The sequence below is a fragment of the Micromonospora sp. BQ32 genome (genome assembly GCF_059358895.1).
In genome coordinates, this window is sequence record NZ_JCADBI010000004.1 from 68,880 (window position 1) to 85,970 (window position 17,091).

At 68.1% G+C, this 17,091-nt stretch carries 15 protein-coding genes and 1 pseudogene; 15 read left to right on the forward strand and 1 reads right to left on the reverse strand.

The annotated features are described in order from the left end of the window. The first annotated feature begins 5 nt into the window (after positions 1-5). The 3 genes and pseudogenes from AC5L30_RS09910 to AC5L30_RS09920 form a co-directional block, all read left to right on the forward strand. Positions 6-1,109 (forward strand): 3-oxoacyl-ACP synthase III family protein, encoded by a 1,104-nt coding sequence (locus AC5L30_RS09910; protein ID WP_494866652.1) that lies wholly within the window; start codon positions 6-8, stop codon positions 1,107-1,109. Further along, positions 1,109-2,638, forward strand: coding sequence for a phytoene desaturase family protein (locus tag AC5L30_RS09915; protein ID WP_452301367.1), 1,530 nt, complete (start codon positions 1,109-1,111; stop codon positions 2,636-2,638). Before AC5L30_RS09910 ends, AC5L30_RS09915 begins: the two co-directional genes overlap by 1 nt. A gap of 158 nt (positions 2,639-2,796) precedes the next feature. After that, positions 2,797-3,309 (forward strand): annotated as a pseudogene (locus tag AC5L30_RS09920) (IS630 family transposase); the annotation flags it as partial. A gap of 24 nt (positions 3,310-3,333) precedes the next feature. Here AC5L30_RS09920 and AC5L30_RS09925 read toward each other — a convergent pair. After that, positions 3,334-3,927: a TetR/AcrR family transcriptional regulator gene (locus tag AC5L30_RS09925; RefSeq protein ID WP_494866653.1), complete on the reverse strand. Its 594-nt coding sequence runs from the start codon at positions 3,925-3,927 to the stop codon at positions 3,334-3,336. 130 nt (positions 3,928-4,057) lie between these two features. Here AC5L30_RS09925 and AC5L30_RS09930 point away from each other — a divergent pair, with 130 nt between their 5' ends. The 12 genes from AC5L30_RS09930 (at position 4,058) to AC5L30_RS09985 (ending at position 17,083) form a co-directional block, all read left to right on the forward strand. Beyond that, positions 4,058-5,620, forward strand: a complete 1,563-nt coding sequence (locus AC5L30_RS09930) for a DHA2 family efflux MFS transporter permease subunit (protein WP_494866654.1) — start codon at positions 4,058-4,060, stop codon at positions 5,618-5,620. Between the two features lie 948 nt (positions 5,621-6,568). Continuing rightward, positions 6,569-7,759 (forward strand): FAD-dependent oxidoreductase, encoded by a 1,191-nt coding sequence (locus AC5L30_RS09935; RefSeq protein WP_494866655.1) that lies wholly within the window; start codon positions 6,569-6,571, stop codon positions 7,757-7,759. Further along, a complete protein-coding gene (locus AC5L30_RS09940; RefSeq protein WP_357252461.1) occupies positions 7,746-8,252 on the forward strand; it encodes an ester cyclase in 507 nt (168 codons plus the stop codon). Before AC5L30_RS09935 ends, AC5L30_RS09940 begins: the two co-directional genes overlap by 14 nt. Continuing rightward, positions 8,249-9,019, forward strand: coding sequence for a 3-oxoacyl-ACP reductase family protein (locus AC5L30_RS09945; protein ID WP_494866656.1), 771 nt, complete (start codon positions 8,249-8,251; stop codon positions 9,017-9,019). Before AC5L30_RS09940 ends, AC5L30_RS09945 begins: the two co-directional genes overlap by 4 nt. A gap of 170 nt (positions 9,020-9,189) precedes the next feature. After that, complete coding sequence (locus AC5L30_RS09950) at positions 9,190-9,630, forward strand: hotdog family protein (protein WP_494866657.1); 441 nt, start codon at positions 9,190-9,192, stop codon at positions 9,628-9,630. Then, complete coding sequence (locus tag AC5L30_RS09955; protein ID WP_494867181.1) at positions 9,627-10,883, forward strand: beta-ketoacyl-[acyl-carrier-protein] synthase family protein; 1,257 nt, start codon at positions 9,627-9,629, stop codon at positions 10,881-10,883. Before AC5L30_RS09950 ends, AC5L30_RS09955 begins: the two co-directional genes overlap by 4 nt. Next, positions 10,880-11,284 (forward strand): 3-hydroxyacyl-ACP dehydratase FabZ family protein, encoded by a 405-nt coding sequence (locus tag AC5L30_RS09960; RefSeq protein ID WP_494866659.1) that lies wholly within the window; start codon positions 10,880-10,882, stop codon positions 11,282-11,284. Before AC5L30_RS09955 ends, AC5L30_RS09960 begins: the two co-directional genes overlap by 4 nt. Beyond that, positions 11,281-12,552 carry a beta-ketoacyl-[acyl-carrier-protein] synthase family protein gene (locus AC5L30_RS09965; protein WP_494866660.1) on the forward strand — a complete coding sequence of 424 codons (1,272 nt, stop codon included), beginning with the start codon at positions 11,281-11,283 and terminating at the stop codon, positions 12,550-12,552. Before AC5L30_RS09960 ends, AC5L30_RS09965 begins: the two co-directional genes overlap by 4 nt. Further along, positions 12,552-14,858 carry a beta-ketoacyl synthase N-terminal-like domain-containing protein gene (locus AC5L30_RS09970; RefSeq protein ID WP_494867183.1) on the forward strand — a complete coding sequence of 769 codons (2,307 nt, stop codon included), beginning with the start codon at positions 12,552-12,554 and terminating at the stop codon, positions 14,856-14,858. Before AC5L30_RS09965 ends, AC5L30_RS09970 begins: the two co-directional genes overlap by 1 nt. Beyond that, complete coding sequence (locus AC5L30_RS09975) at positions 14,855-15,616, forward strand: alpha/beta fold hydrolase (RefSeq protein WP_494866661.1); 762 nt, start codon at positions 14,855-14,857, stop codon at positions 15,614-15,616. The genes AC5L30_RS09970 and AC5L30_RS09975 overlap by 4 nt, the downstream gene beginning before the upstream one ends. A 103-nt stretch (positions 15,617-15,719) precedes the next feature. Continuing rightward, entirely contained in the window at positions 15,720-16,880 is a 1,161-nt protein-coding gene (locus AC5L30_RS09980) for an FAD-dependent oxidoreductase (RefSeq protein ID WP_494866662.1), read from the forward strand. 14 nt (positions 16,881-16,894) lie between these two features. Continuing rightward, positions 16,895-17,083, forward strand: a complete 189-nt coding sequence (locus AC5L30_RS09985) for a hypothetical protein (protein ID WP_494866663.1) — start codon at positions 16,895-16,897, stop codon at positions 17,081-17,083. Positions 17,084-17,091: the final 8 nt, after the last annotated feature.

Consider the following 17,091-nt stretch of genomic DNA (forward strand, 5'->3'; position numbering starts at 1 on the left):
CTCCCATGCGCACCGCCCAGATCATCGGCACCGGCGGATACCAGCCCGGTGACCCGATCGACAACGCCACCATTGAAAAGCTCGTTGGCCCGCTGCCGGACGACGTGCTGAACGGGCTGACCATCGAGCAGCGCTTCTGGATGATCGATCCTCGGACCGGCGAGCACCTCGACAGCAACTCCGGGATGGCGTACAAGGCTGCGGTGGCGGCGTTGGCCGCCGCCGAGGTCGAGCCGGCCGAGGTGGATCTGATGATCCTGGCGACCGGGACCCCGGACTACACGCTGCCGCCGTCGGTCAACCTCGTGCAGGAAAAGCTCGGTCTCGAGTCCTGCGCCACACTGGAGATCCGCTCCGGTGGCGCGGGCGCCGCGCAGGCATTGGACATCGCGCGGCTCTGGATCGAACAGGGAAATGCCACCACGGCGTTGGTCATCGGGGTGGAGGCCATCTCGCCCGCCATCGCGCCGGTATTCCTGGAGACCGAGCCGGACAAAATCCGGATGCGCGACCGAATCCCGCTCTACATGTTCGGCGATGGGGCAGGGGCGATCGTGGTGCGCGCGGGAGAGCACGGCGGACTGCGCCGTGGTGCCACCAAGGCCATCGGTGGCCTGCGCAAGCCGGGCATCTGGGCCATCGGTGGTGGCACCCATGCCCCGCTGCTGCAGCAGCAGCGGTCGAAGAAGCTGGTGGACCTCAGGGTCGATGTGGTCGGTGCCGGGGACTTCACGCCGGTGATGGTGTCCGAAGCGCTGTCGCACACGCTCGAGGCCGGCCAACTGGCCGCAGCCGACGCCGACTGGTGCCTGATCCCCGAGGGCAATGCCGGCTGGATGCTCGATTCGATGCGCGACGCCGGTGTAAAGACCGCGGACTGGGAGGCCCTGGAGGGCCGCATCTTCGACAATTTGGCGATGACCGGCGCCTGCGGCTGCGCGGCGGTGCCGCTGTTCCTCGACAACGCGTGGCGCAACGGCATGATCCAGCCTGGGCAGCGCGTCGCCATCATCGGCGTCGAAGCGACGAAATGGATGTACGGGGGGATCGTGTGCGACTGGACCGCCCCCACCCCCTCTCCCGCTACGCAGAGCAACGAGTCCGTCTGATGTTTGATGTTGTCGTCATCGGCAGCGGCCTGGGCGGGCTGTCGGCCGGGGCGCTGCTGGCGCGCGCCGGTCTGCGAGTCGCGGTGGTCGAGCGCAACGCGGCGCCCGGTGGCTATGCGCAGCCCTTCCGCCGAGGTCCCTACTTGTTCGACCCGGCCATTCACTTCACCCTGGATGCAGGTCCCGCCGGGTTCATCCCCGGGGTGCTGGACCACCTGAATGTCGCTGATCGCGTCGAGTTCCGCGAGTTGCCTCAGACGTATCAGGCGCGGTTCCCGAGCCTGACTGTCGATGCGCCGCCTGGCCGGCTGGCGTTCCTCGAGCTGCATCAACGGCTGTTCCCGCGACAGGCCGACGGATTGGCGCGGCTGTTCGAACTGCGCCGCGAGATGTTCACCCAGTTCGCTGCGCTGCCGCAGCATGTCGGCCCAGGTGGACTCGATGCCGCAATGGCGGCGGCACCCCTGGTCTTCCGCTATCGGCTGTCGACCTTGACCGAGGTGCTGGACGAGTTTCTGGACGACCCGCAGTGTGCGGCGGCGATAGGCAGCATCTGGCCCTACATCGGCTCGCCGCCGTCGCGGATGTCGTTCCCACTGTTCAACCAGATGCTGGAGACCCTGCATCACGGAACCTTCTACCCGCGCGGAGGTTTCGGGACCCTGGTCGACGCCCTGGCCGCCGCGGTACGCGACAACGGCGGCGAGCTGCTGCTGAACGACGAGGTGCGGCGCATCCTGGTCGAGGACGGTCGCGCCGTAGGTGTCGAGACGGCGGGCGGGACCGTGCTGCACGCTCGCGCGGTGGTCTCGAACGCCGACGCGCGGCAGACGTTCGGCGAACTGGTCGGCTGGGACCTCCTACCGGCCGCGCTGCGGCGCAGAGTTGACCGGTACCGCCTGGCGCCCTCGGCATTCGTGCTCTACGGCGTGCTGCACGCCGATCCGGCGGAACTGGGCCTGGCACACGAGAACTTCGTGTTCGGATCATGGGACCATGACGCCATCTGGGCTGACGTGCAGGCGGCCCGGCCCGGTGGCATTTGGGTGACCGTGCCGACCCTGGCCGACCCGGAACTGGCACCAGGAGGTGGGCATCTGGGTGTGGTCACCAGCCTGGTCCGAGCCGGCGCCGACGGTAGCTGGCGCGCGATCCGGGACGCGCACGCCGACGCCCTGCTGTCCACGGTCGAGGCGGGTGTGCCCGGCTGGCGCGACGCCTTCGAGATCGTCGACATGGCCACCCCCGACACGCTTTTCCGCTACGGCCGCAGCGCTGGCGGAACCGCCTACGGCTGGGAGAACACCCCCGCGCAGACCGCCAGCAAACGGCTGCCGCACCGCACCTCGCTGCCGGGCCTGTATCTGTCCGGCCAATGGGCCGAGGAGGGCACCTCCTCGCTGCGGACCCTCACCTCGGGTCGAGCCACGGCCGCCATGGTGGCTGCCGACCTCGAACACCCCACGGCGATACCGGATTTCGGCGGCCCGTCGTTCGTCAACGAGCTACTGACGGGGGCGCGCCAGTAGCGGTAGGAGCGATCGCGCCGATGGGCTGAGACAGCGACGTTGGTCGTCGAGCCGATGCGGCGGTCCTTCGGATCACCGGGCCCGGATATCACGCGGCTGCACCGGGTTTCGCTGGATCGCCGCTTGTTGTTGCCGACTAGTGTTCTGTCTCATTAATACAGCCGAGCCTGCCATTGAAGCCGGGCCGGGCCGGCACGATGACCCACGAGTACAAGCGGCACGGCACCACGACCCTGTTCGCGGCCCTGGACGTGTTGACAGGCAAGGTCATCGGCAAGTGTTTCGCCCGCCATTGGCACGACGAGTTCCTGCGGTTTCTGCGCACCATCGACACGTCGGTGCCTCGCAAGCTGTGGGTCCACCTGATCGTCGACAACTACGGCGCCCACACTCACCCGAACGTGAAGGCGTGGCTGGCCAAACACCCGCGTTTCCATCTGCACCTCACCCCGACCAGTTCCTCCTGGCTGAACATGGTCGAGCGTTGGTTCGCCGCTCTGACCGACAAGATGATCCGCCGGGGCGTGTTCCACAGCGTCGACGACCTCGTCAAGGCGATCGAGGAGTACCTGCGCGTACACAACGACGACCCGAAACCCTTCGTCTGGACCGCAACCGCCGAATCGATCCTGACAAAAGTCCGACGTGGACGAGTCGCCCTCAAACAAGTGGCTAATCAAAGCGGAGACGGAACACTAGCGGTGTGCCTGCAATCCGCGGATGATCAGGTCCACCAGCCTGGTGTAGCTGCTCCCCAGGTCGGGGGAGCGCAGGGCGCCGTTGAGTTCCAGCGAGACCGCGCCGTGTAGCGCCGCCCAGACCTGCCGGGCGAGCTCGACGTTATCGCTCTCGGTGATCGCGCCGCAGGCCATGGCGTAACGGATGTGCGAGACCAGTTCCCCGAACGCCCGGCTGGCGCTCTCCTGCACCGCTTTATTGGTGAAGTGCCTGCCAGCCGAGGCATGGAACATGATCAGGTAGTGCTGCGGGTGCTTGGTAGCGAACGCGCGGTAACCTGCGGAGGCCGCTCGCAACCGGACGATCGGGTCGGCGTCGGCCGGTGCGGCGACCTCGGCCCGCAGCCGTTCGAAGCCACGGATCAGCAGCTCCGACTCCAGGCCGTCCTTGCCGCCGAACCGGTTGTAGACGCCCATCAGCGCCACCCCGGCCTCGGCGGCGACCGCCCGCACAGTGACCCCGGCCAAGCCGTCACGGATCAGGACCGCCTCGGCGGCGTCGATGAGGGCACGCTCGACGTCCTTGCTCGGCGTGCGGGTGCGGCCAGCCATCTGTTTCGGTCTCCTTGGTTCGCGCTGCCGGACTGTCACCTTAGCCGCTTGAACCTGGTTGACGGCTCGATGACGATACTGTAGAACAACGTTATACAGATACCGCAGTCTGTTCCACAGGAGGCATGCCGTGTCCACACCCACTTTCGAGCGGGCTGATACCTCTGAGCAGACTCTGGGTACTTCCGACCCGGCCACACACACCGGGGCACGCCGCTGGCTGGCGCTGGCGGTCGTGTGTGTGAGCGTGATGCTGGCGGTGATCAACAGCACCGTGGTCAACGTCGCCCTGCCAACGCTGGGGCGGGACCTGGGTGCGTCCACCACCGCAATGCAGTGGATCGTCAACGCCTACACCCTGGTGTTCGCGGTCATGCTGCTCACCGGCGGCGGTCTCGGCGACCGATTTGGCCGCAAACGCACGCTGCATGTTGGCCTGGTGCTCTTCGCGGCCTCCTCCCTGGCGGCGGCGAACGCCACCAGCACCGGCCAGCTGATCGCCGCCCAGGCAGCGATGGGCGTGGCGGCCGCATTCGTCTATCCGGCAACGCTGGCGCTGCTGTCGGCGATCTTTACCGACCGCAAGGAGCGAGCCGTCGCCATTGGCATCTGGTCGGCGGTCTCCGGCCTGGGGGCCGCCGTCGGCCCGGTCGCGGGTGGTCTGCTGCTTCGGCACTTCTCATGGCAATCGGTGTTCCTGGTGAACCTGCCGCTGATCGCGGTGGCGCTGGTCGGCGGGCTCCTGCTGCTGCCGAGGTCGCGTGCGGAGTCGACCGGTCGGTTCGACGTACTCGGCGCTTTGCTGTCCATGGTCGGTGTCGGGCTGCTGGTGCGTACGGTGATCGAAGGCCCGAGCGACGGCTGGCTGTCGGCGGTGACGTTGGGCGGATTCGCCGGTGCTGCCGTGCTTCTCGCGCTGTTCGCCTGGTGGGAATCGCGCACTGTCGAGCCGCTGCTCGATGTGAGTATGTTCCGCGACCGGCGGGTGACGGCGGCGTGCGTCGCGATCATGATGGCCTTCCTCGGGCTGCTCGGTTTCGTCTTCCTGATCACCCAGTACTTCCAGGTAATCCGCGGCTACGACACCTTGAAGGCCGGCCTGGCCATCCTGCCGTTCGCGGCGGTCATGGGCGTAATGGCGCCATTGAGTATGGCGCTGACCGTCCGGATCGGACCCCGGCTCGTGATCTCGCTCGGCATGCTGTCACTGAGCGCGGGTTTCGTGGTGGCCATGCAGCTCACCGCCGAGTCCAACTACTGGGGGCCGGTGGTCGGTTCGATGGTGCTGATGGCCGCTGGGCTCGCCTGGGGGACTGCTCCCGCCACGGACACGATCATGAGCGTGCTGTCGGCGAACCGCCTCGGCGCCGGGTCCGCGGTCAACGACACCACCCGCCAGATCGGCGCGGCGCTGGGCATCGCGGTGATCGGCTCGGTGATGAACCAGGTCTACGGTGACCGGATTACCAGTGGATTCGCCACACTTGGGTTGCCATCGGAACCGGCATCGGAGTCGCTGGTGGCGGCGGTGGGAGTGGTTCAGCAACTGCCCCCCCAGGTGGCGGAACAGGCGCTGCAGACGACCCGGGACGCGTTCATGTCGGCGCTGCACGCCGGTTCGCTGGCGGCGGCGATCGCGACCGCCGCTGCGGCAGGGGTAGTCGCGCTGCTCATGCCGGGCCTGAGGCGGTGAGGCCCGGGTCCAAGCGATAGCCCGGCCGAAATCCGAAGGCGGACTCGGTCGCGGCGACGAGAGAGGCGTGATCTACGCCAGGCCAACACCAATCGATTTCGCATCCGCCTACTTGCGTGGGAGATGGTGTCCGAAGCGAGGTGCCCGGACCTGTCGGATGTGGTCGGTGACGGGGCGGAGCTGGAGCCCGAGGAACCGCCGCAGAACGACTGACCGAACAGGGTCGGCAGGTAGCCTGAACGGAATACTGCCGTAACCCCCGACGGGCTACGGCTATTCCAATGTGCGTGGCCTGACCGGACAGACGCCGCCTCCCTGGTCCTTGGGCACGTCGGTGTGGATCAGGCCGTGGTGGGGATCCAGGGGCTGCTGGTAACGGCCTGGATGAAGTGCGTACGCGGGTAGCCAGAGACCTTGATCCTCAGTTTCGGCAGGCACATGCCCTGCCCGGCGGCGACCGTCGTCGAGGGACACCGCAGCGCCGCTGACGAAGCGTAGGTGGTCGTCTCGGCGGTCCCGCAGCCACACGAGCAAGGCGTGGTGCCTGCGTTGTGGCTCGCCTGTCCGCTAGAGGGCGACTGTCGCGCCGAGCATGAGGGTCGATCGAAGCAGGTGCTCCTGAGATGCACCCCGATCCCGGCGACGCGGGGTCCACGCGCCACCAACTCCTCAAACGAGGGCATCGGCGACGACTAGGCAAGCACGATCCGTCAACTTACAAATCTCCACAACAGACGCCGCGCCAACCCGGGGCCTATCCAGTCAACTGTGCGTCCTTTCTTGCCGACCTGGGTCGTGTTCGTGGGGTCGCAGTGAACTCGACCAACAAGTGCAGAAACCTGAATTCGCTGCGATACTCACTGCGGGCAAGGTGAACGGCGCAGCAGGCGCCAACATTTCTGCCGTGCCATGCGATTCCGATGGCCCGGTGAATTCTCCGGGGGGCACATGCTCACGTCCAAAAGACCCATTCTCATTATCGGTGGCGGTATCGGCGGCGCCGCAGCCGCACTCGCGCTGCGGCAGGCCGGCCTCGACGCCGTCGTCTACGAGGCACGCAGTCAACGCGGCACCCGCTACGGCGGCTGCTATGTGCTTTGGTACGCGGGCATGCGCTCACTGCGGCGACTCGGCGTGGCCGACAAGGTGCGCGCGGCGGGCCATCGGGTGGACCGGTTCGAGATGTGCGACGAACGCGGCCGCCTGCTGTACCGCGTCGACATGGACTCGCGCTCCGTCGAGCCGGGCCTTCGCCCGCTGGCGATCCGCCGGGCCGACGTGGTCGACATCCTGCATGCCGAGCTCGGATCCGAAGCCTTGCAGTTGAACTCGACGCTGCGGGAGTTCCGTGAGACCGCTGCCGGTGTCGACGCGATCTTCACCAACGGCCGGGTCGAAACCGGCCCGGTGCTGATCGGCGCCGATGGGCTGCATTCGAGGGTCCGCGCGCACCTGCACGGCCTGAGCCCGGCCCGGCACCCTGGCTACGCGCACTGGTCCGGGATCGCCGAGACCGATTGCGGCGCGCCCAAACACGTTTTCCGGATTATGCACGGCAACGCGGCCCGGTTCGCGTTCTTTCATCTCGGTGACGGACGGGTCAACTGGTGGTGTACCCGCAACGCTCCCGCGGGCTCGGACGGCGACCACCTCGGAGAGCTTCGCGCGCTCGAAACGGCCTACCGTGGCTGGCATCCGATCGTCGGCGACCTGCTCGCAGCGACTGCGCCGGAGTCCGTGCACCGCCGTGACACCGTCGACCGCCCACCCTTGAGGCGGTGGGGCCGCGGCCGGATTACCCTGCTCGGCGACGCCGCCCACGCCATGACCTTCGATCTGGGCCAGGGCGCCGGCACCTCGCTCACCGACGGGGTCACGCTGGCCCATCATCTGTCCCGGCGCGGCGCCCCCATCGCCGCGCTGCGCGACTACGAGCGGGCCCGCCGCGCGGTGACTGTGCCGCTGGCGCTCGCCTCGCGGCGCATCGGCGAGGCCACCGGGTGGCGCGGACCGCTCGGCCCGCAAATGAACCACCTGATCCTGCGCACGATCGGTGCCCGGATCACCCCCACTTTGCTCGCACTGGACGCCCGCAGTCATTCCGCACTCGATATGGAGTTGTCGCATGCCGTCAGATGAAGCGGAAAAGAACAAGGCAATCATTAAGCACTACCTCCAGAAGGCATGGAACGAGGGCGACTGGAGCGTGGCCGAAGAAGTCGTCGACGAGAACGTGGTCTTCCACGACATGGTCCGCGACGGCAAGTACCCGAAGGGCCGCGAGGGCCTGCGTGCGGCGATGAATGACATCCGTACCGGCATACCCGACTTCGTGATGGACCTGCAGCATCTCGTGGCCGAGCACGACCTGGTGGCGGTCGTGTGGAGCGCCACCGGAACCCACGCGGGGATCTTCAACGGCCTGCCCGCCACGAACCGCGTCGTGACCCTGCACGCCATGAGCATGGTGCGGATGAAGGACGGCAAGATCATCGAAGGCTGGCAGGAGGCCGACCAGCTCGGTGTGGGCCGCGAACTGGGCATGGTCCCGAAATCCGAACTGCCGCGGCCGGTCGGGAGCCTACTCGCCTTCGGGATCCGTACCCGTGACCGCATGGTGCGCACGCGATGAACCTGGGCGGCAAGGTGGCGCTCGTCACCGGCGGTGCCCGCGGTATCGGCCGCGCGATTTCGCTCGCCTTGGCCGCCGAGGGGGCCGACGTGGCCGTGAACTACCGCTCGAGTGAAGCCGCGGCCAAGGAGCTCGTCGCCGAGATCGAGTCGAGCGGGCGGCGAGCGATCGCCATCGGCGGCGACGTCGCGGACCCGAACGCAGCCAAAGCGATGGCCACACAGGCGGTTTCGGAACTGGGCGGCCTGCACATATTGGTGAACAACGCCGGCATAGCCCACGACAAGCTCATTTACCACATGACGGCCGACGACTGGCGATCGGTGATGGACGTCAACTTTGGCGGCGTCTTCAACGGCACCAAGGCGGTGCTGGACCACTTCATGGTTCAGCGGGAGGGCGCGATCGTCAACATCTCCTCGGTGATGGGCGAGCGCGGCTGGACCGGGCAGGCCAACTACTCCGCGTCCAAGGGTGCGGTCAACGCGTTCACCCGATGCGCCGCAGTCGAATTGGCCCGCTTCGGCATCCGCGTCAACGCGGTGCTGCCCGGCTTTACCCCGACCGATCTCGTGGCGGAACTGGTCGACAAGGGCGGCAAGGGCATCAAGAAGCAGATCCCGATGCGCGACTTCGCCCGGCTCGAGCACATCGCCGCCATGGTCGTCCACCTGGCCAGCCCCGACTCGGCCTACACCACCGGCGCCACGATCGCCGTAGACGGCGGCGCCAGCGCTCAGCTCGGCCTCGGCCGTCCCGAGTGGTAAGGCCCGCCACCGATTCTGATCGCCCAATTGGAGAGAAGGAACGTCGTAATGAACGACACCCTGTTCCCCCAGGTCCGCACCGCCGTCGCCGCGGACGCGGCGGCCCTGCCCGACGAGCTCGGCTTGGTCACGCTGGTCGAGTCCCGCGCGGCCGTAACCGCCTGAGTGCCGTGCGATTCCACCTGATCGACCGGATCGACGAGTACGAGCCCCGCAGCCGTGTTCGCGGCCGCAAACTCGTCTCGGCCGCGGAGTCGGGCCTGCGCGAGTCCGCGGACGGACCGGTCCTCGAATCCGCGCTCGTACTCGAGGCGCTGTGCCAGGCCGGCACGTGGCTGATCATGCTGTCCACCGAGCGTCGCAAACGAGCCGCGCTGCTGCAGATCGGCGGCGTCGAGTTCACCGGCGTCGCCCGGCCGGGCGACGTGGTGGTTCTCGAGGGCACCGTGGAGTCGATGTCGGACGAGATGGCCGTGTTCTCGGGCACGGCGCAGGTCGACGGCAGCGTGCTGATGCGCGCTACCGACATCATGTGCGCCCTCATCGACGCGGGCGATCTGCAGGACGACGCGCACAGCGGCCGTCTGCTCGAAGGGCTGGTGCGGGCATGAGACGCGTAGCCATTACCGGTATTGGCGCGGTGACGCCGGTCGGTAACGACGCCGACGCCACCTGGAGTGCTCTGCGGGCCGGGCGATCCGGCGTCGGTCCCATCACCTCCTTCGACGTGTCGACCTTTGCCGTCCGGATCGCCGGCATGGTGAAGAACTTCGATGCGGATGTCGCTATCCCGGATGCCGCGCTACGGCGCAACCTGTCGCGCCCGGGCGCCTTCGGAGTCGCCGCCGCCCTGGAAGCCCTCGCCGATGCAGGACTGTCGGGCGGAGGCGATTACCGGCCGGGCGAGCGCGGCGTGAGCGTCGGCGCCACTGCCGGACGGCCATCGCTGGCCGAGATGGCGGAGATCTTTCACCGACTACGGGAGTCGCTGCCGCTGTACCGGCAGCCGGTCGAGCATGTGCTCGAACGCGATCAGAACACCCCGGCCGCCGCCATCGCCCGGGCCGGTGGGTGTGCCGGACCCATGGTCGGAGTCTCGACCGCCTGTACCGCCTCCGGTCACGCCCTCGGCGAGGCGTACCGGCTGATCCAGGAGGGGGAGGCCCGGATGATGGTGGCTGGGGGATACGACTCGCTCATCTCCTGGCTGGATGTGCTCGGTTTCTCGCTGCTCGGTGCGCTCACCACCGAGCACGCCGACGAGCCCGAGCGGGCGTCGCGACCGTTCAGCGCCGATCGGTCGGGCTTCGTGCTCGGCGAGGGCGCGGTGATGTTCGTGCTCGAGGATCTGGAATCCGCGCGGCAACGCGGTGCCCACGTACACGCCGAGATCGTCGGATACGCGGCCACGATGAACGCCTACCGGATGACCGATCCACCACCGGACGGCGGCGGCGTCAGCCTTGCGATGGCACACGCGCTCGACGACGCAGGGCTGCAACCGTCCGACATCGGATACATCGCCGCGCACGGCACTTCGACACCCGGCAACGACATCTGCGAGACGAGGGCAATCAAGGACGTCTTCGGCGAGCACGCCGACCGGGTCGCCATCAGCTCGGTGAAATCCATGATCGGCCACATCACCGCGGCAGCCGCCGCCGCGGGCCTGCTGGGGGCGTTGGGCGTGCTGCGCACCGGATACGCGCCGCCGACCATCAACCTCGACCGCCCGGATCCCGCGCTGAACCTCGACTATGTCGCCGGCGTCGCCAAACCGGTGGAAACCGATGCCGTCATGGTCAACGCATTCGCGTTCGGCGGTACCAACGCCTGCCTGATCCTGCGGAGGGACACCCCATGATCGCCATCATGGCACCAGCTCCGACGCTGGTCGGATTGGACCGGATCGTCACCCTTGAGCCGAGCCGCGCCGCGACGGCGGTGCGTAATGTGCCCAGCACCCTCGACATCTTCGACAGCCACTTCCCGCTTTTTCCGGTACTACCGGGCGTGCTGATCCTCGGGTCCCTGGCCGAGCTGGCGGGGTTGCTGATGACCGAGACCTTCGATGGCACCTGGCAGTTGGCCGCAGCCCACAGCGTGCGCTATCGCCACTTCGTGCGGCCGGGCGACCGCATGGAATTGAGGGTCGATCTGATCGAACTCGGCGCCTGCTCGGCACGCGTGCTGGTGGACGGCAAGCGGGTGACAACTGTTGCTCGTCTTGTTCTTTCGCAGAGCGATGTCGGCGGTGCGCGATGAAGCGGGTGGTCGTGACCGGCGTCGGACTGGTCACCGGGCTCGGTGTCGGCACAGCGCAGACGTGGGATGCGCTGCTGGACGGTAAGAGTGCGGTCGGGGCCCTGCGCGGTTTTGACGCGAGCTCGCTACAGTCGCGGCTCGGGGCCGAGGTCATCGACTTCGATCCGGCACCGTTCGCGGTGAATCGGCGGGTGCTGCGGAACATGACACGCAACGACCAATTCGGCGTTGCCGGTGCGGCTTTGGCGCTCGCCGACGCCGCGGTGACTATCGACGATCCGGATCGCACAGGGTTGTTCCTCGGCGGCAACAAGGAGATCTCCGAACCGGCCAAGGTGCTCGACGCGGTGCTGCTGGCTCGCAACCCGGACGGCACCGCCGACCTGGCGCGGATGGGCGCCGAGGGCGCGGCACGGTTCTATCCACTGTTCTACGTCGAGGGCCTGCAGGCGGCGGCGCTGTTCTATATCTCGCAGGCGCACGGATTGCGCGGTACCAACACGTATTTCGCTGGCACCGGCGAGGCCGGCGCCACCGCGATCGGTCGGGCCTACCGGGCCGTGCTGCGCGGTGAAGCGGCCGTGGCCGTCGCAGGCGGCTTCGACGATCCCACCTCCTGGTGGAGCATGACGAAACTGGACCCGATGGGTGTGCTCACCACCCGAAACGATCTGGGCGCAGGCGCGACACGGCCCTACGACCGCAACCGAGACGGATTCGTACCGGGTGAGGGCGCCGCATTCTTGGTACTCGAGGACGCCGAATCCGCCGCCAGCCGTGGTGCCTCGGTGTACGCCGAGATCGCCGGATTTGGGCGCGGTTTCGATCCGGAGGGCACCGCGGGAGTGGTCGGGGCTATCGAATCGGCGCTCGCCGAAGCCGGTATCGAGCCGGACGCACTCAGCTTGGTCGTCACCGAGGGCGCCGCCTCACCGTCAGGTGATATTGCCGAAATCGCGGCGCTGCGTTCGGTCCTCGGCGACGCGTTGCCGCGACTGTCGGCGACCGCGGTCACGGCGGCGACCGGGTATCTGGTCGCTGGGGCGGGCGCGCTCAACATCGCGGTCGCCGCATTGGCCACTCGGCACGGCATGGTGCCGCCATTGCTCAACATGACCGACCCGGACCCCGCGTGCGCAGGACCGAACTGGGTCGTCGATGTGGCCCGCGAGCAGTCAGTGGGCTACGCCCTTGCACTGACCCGCGGGTTCGCCGGCCAGCATGTCGCACTCGTCCTCCGGACATACACAGGAAGGACACCGCAGTGATGAACACCCCCAGCCAGGGCCGCGTCGTCGTCGTCGGCGTCGGCGCCATCACCTCCCAAGGACCGACCGCCGAGGATCTGTGGCTCGGCGCCAGCCAGGGCCAGGTCGCGATCCGTCCGGTCGAGCACATGTCGATGGACGGGTACCGCACCCGCTTGGCCGGTGAGGTCGTGGCCGGCCACTCCCCTAAGCACGACGTGGGCTATCCGACCGAATTCACCGACCGCGCACTGGATTTCGCGCTTATCGCGGCCGAGGAGGCGATGGGGTCGGTAGGACTGGGCAACGACGCTGTCCCGGCCGAGCGTTGGGGCGTGGTGCTCGGCACCTGCAACGCCGGACTGCTCAGCGCCCGGCACTGGTACTTGGCACGCGAGCACGGCGAGCCCGTCGATCCGCGGGTGCTGCTGTTCACCCCACCGCAGGCCATCGCGGAGGCACTGGCCGGCGCGTTCGGCGTGTGCGGTCCTGTGCTGTCGGTGAACACCGCCTGCGCGGCGGGCGCGAACGCCATCGGCTACGCCGCCGATCTGATCCGCTCCGGCCGCGCCGACGCCGTGCTCGCCGGCGGCACCGACGCGCTGTCGGATGTGCTGGTCGCCGGATTCAACTCGCTGGAGTCGCTGTCCCCCGTGCCCGCGGCGCCGTACTCCAAAGACCGGCAAGGGCTGTCGCTAGGTGAGGGCAGCGGCATGCTGGTGCTGGTGCGCGCCGACCTGGCCCGCGAACTGGGCCGTCCGATCCTGGCCGAGGTGGCCGGGCTCGGGCTTTCGGCCGACGGCTATCACGCCACCGCGCCGCGTCCGGACGGCACCGGCGCCGCGCGGGCCATCCAGGCCGCGCTACGGTCTGCGGGCCGCGCGGCCGAGGACGTGGGCTACGTCAACAGCCATGGCACCGGCACCGCTAAGAACGACCCGGCCGAAACCATGGCGATGAAGGTCGGTCTCGGCGATGCCAGCCGGTCGGTAGCGGTCAGCAGCACCAAATCGATGATCGGTCACCTGCTGGGCGCGGCAGGGGCAGTCGAGGCGATCGTGACCGTGAAGGCGATCGAGGAACAACTGGCCCCACCCACCGCGAGCTTCACCGCCGGTGATCCGGACTGCGATCTGGACTACACGCCGAATGTCGCCCGCCGTCTCGACATCGGCGTCGCCATGTCGAACAACTTCGCCTTTGGTGGTGCCAACGCCTCCCTGGTGCTGACCCGCGACGCGTCCCCGCCCGCTACCCCGACCGCCGACCGCATCGTGATCACCGGAGTCGGCGTCCTCTCCTCGGCTGGAGTGGGTACCGAGGTGCTGCGCGAAGCCTTCGCGAACGACCGCCGATGCACCACCGACGAGTCCGGCGCCCGAGTCGGTCGTGTCCCGCTCGACGTCGGCGAGTACCTGACGACCAAGGCGCGTCGTCGGATGGACCGGCTCGGTATCTTCAGCGTCGTCGCCTCTCGGTTGGCCCTACAGGACGCGGGCCTCACCCTGGATGACGGCAACCGGACCCGTGTCGGCACCGTCCTGGGCACCGGAATCGGCCCGATGGACACCATCGAGGCATTCGCACGCCCGTTGTTCGAAAACGGCCCCCGCGCGGCCAACCCTGCCCTGTTCCCGAACACTGTCTACAACGCCGCGACCGGGCAGGTGAGCATGCACGTCGGCGCGGTCGGCCCGACCACCACAGTCACCACCGGGCACGCGGCCGGTGCGGGCGCGTTGGCCTATGCCTTCGACATTCTGTCCCGCGACGAGGCCGACGGCATGCTGGCGATCGCCGCGGATACCCTCACCGACACCGTGATCGACGCCTACGGCGAGATCGGGCCACTCACCACCGACGGATTCGGCCTGGCCGAGGCCGGTATCGCCGTGCTGCTTGAGCGGGCGAGTGCGGCAGCCGCCCGTGGCGCGAGTCCGCGAGCCGAACTGCTCGGCTACGGAATCGCGTCGGACGGTAGGGGGGTCGGCCGCTGGGATCGCGACGGGCACGGCATCGAGCGAGCGCTGCGGGATGCGTTGGAGCGGGCCGGGCTGCGACCGTCAGACGTCGCCGCCGTGTGGACCAACACGATCGGTTTGCCGGACGTAGACGATCCCGAAAACTTGGCTTTGGCACGGCTTTTCGAGGGTTCTGCCGCACCGCCGAGGTTCGCGCCGAAGCGGTTGTTCGGCGAGCCGATCGGTGCCGGCGCCCCGCTGGCGTTGGCCGTGGCGACCGCCGGTGAGATGGATGGTCCGGCACTGGTTGTGAGCAGCTCGCTAGGTGGCACTCACATCGGTCTTGTCCTTGGGCCGGTGCGTTGACCGGTAAGGCGCGACCGCTTACCCGCGAGGTCGAAATCGGTGGCCGGCGACTGGGTTACGGCATCCTGCCGGGTAGCGGCCCGCCGCTGCTACTGGTGCACGGTGCCGCGGCCCGTTGGCAGGTGTACCGACCGCTGATGCTCGCACTGCAGGCCGGCTACCACCAGTACGCCCCCGACTTGCGCGGCCACGGCGTTTCGGGCCGGGCATCCGACTACCGCATCGACGGCTTCGCCTCCGACATCATCGACTTCGTCGACAACGTGGTCGGCGCACCGGTGCACCTGTTCGGGCACTCGCTGGGCGGCTGGATCGCGCTGACCGTCGCCGCCCGCCGAGCGGACCTGGTGCGGTCGCTGATCATCGCTGACTCCGGCATCTATCCGGACGACATCCCGCATGAGGTGAGGACAGCCTGGCTGGCCGGGCTGCCGCTGGCCTTGCGATCGCTGGCGACATCGTTGCACCAGTTCGATACCGAAGTGCTCAACCAGTATCACGACAGGCGCATGACCCGCGACTACCACCCGGACGAACTGCTGGTGCGGGTGCGCTGCCCGACCCTGCTGATACAGGCCGACCCCGATTGTGGCGGGTTCATGTCCGACAACGACGTCCGGCGGGCGACCAAGCTGCTCGCCGACGTCCGCCACATCCGCCTCGACGGCGTCGGGCACGGCCTGCACATCGAGGACTCTGCCCGAGTCGCCGACGCTTTCCGTGAATTCCATCGGCCCACCCAGTCGATCAGGAGCTGATCATGCCCGCCCTCGCAGACCGCGCGAGTAACCTGTTTCCCTCGATGATCATCCGCTCACCACTGCACCGCCTGCGCGGCGGCGTGGAATTGGATGCGGCGCAATGAGTACTCGCAGGGTCGTCATCGTCGGCGCCGGTATCGGCGGGCTGACCACCGCTATCGCCCTGCGCCGCATCGGAATCGATGTCGTCGTCATCGAGAGGGCAGGTGCCGACGAGCTCGCCAAGGGCGTGGGAGTCCACCTGTGGAGCAACGCCATGCGCGCCCTGCAGCACATCGACCTCGCCGATCAGGTGGCTGAGATCGGCACAAAGGTCACCGCGCACCGCAACCTCGACTGGCGGGGCCGTCGGCTGGGTTCGTTCGACCTGGCAGCGCTGAGTGATGAGCTCGGCGCGCCGTCGGTGGGAATGAGCCACCCTGATCTTCACCGCCTGCTGCTGCAGACCCTCGGTCCGGATGTGCTGAGGCTGAACTCGGAGCTGATCGGCTTCGAGCAGAACACCAAGCGTGTGGTGGCCCGCCTCGCCGACGGCAGCGTGGAGCGCGGTGATCTGCTGATCGGCGCGGACGGCATCGCATCGATGGTCCGCCGGCAGTTGCACGGCCCGACTAAGCCCCGGTATTCCGGAATGGCGGCCTGGCACGGCATCACCGACTACACCGATCCGCAGATCCCCGTCAGCGAGATGCGGATCTATTGGGGTCCGGGTGCGCGGATCCTGCACTATCACGTGACCGGTCAACGCCTGTACTGGCTCGCGATGCTGAAATCGCCGCCCTGCATGCCCGAGCCGCCAGCCGGACGCCAGGCCGCGGTACTGAAGGCGTATCGCGGCTGGCCCGCCCACATCCAGCGGATGATCGCCGCCACCGAGCCCGATGCCATCCTGCGCAGCGACATCGTCGACCGGGATCCCCTGCAGCACTGGGGATTCGAACGCGCCAGTCTGCTCGGTGACGCCGCGCACCCGATGACGCCCGACATGGCGCAGGGCGCGGGGCAGGCCGTCGAGGACGCGGTCTGTCTGGCCCACGTCCTCAAAGCGGCGGCCGATCCCGTCGCGGCGCTTCGCGAGTACGAGCAGCGCCGCACGGACCGCGCCAACGAGTTCGTCAAAACCTCGCGGATGGTGAGCCGGATGAGCTTGCTCGATGCCGCTCGGCTGCGGGTGGCGCGCGACAACGTCGTGCTGCGCGCCGTCTACGCCATCCAGCGGTCCCGCTCCAAAGCTCGCACCGATCTCATTGCCCAACCGTAGAAAGACGCAGCCTCATGTCCGTCGAGGCTGCAACCAAGCCCCCGTTCGTGCAGGCGCCGGCATTGTCCAAGTCGACCCGTCGCGTCGCCGGATTGCTGCTGCTGACCATGATGTCCACGCTGACCGTCGGGTTGGTAAGTCTCGGCGCGGCTCTGCTGCGTCGATGGCCGGATCGAACCCGTCTTGTCGAAGATTTCCGCTGAGGAGTGAC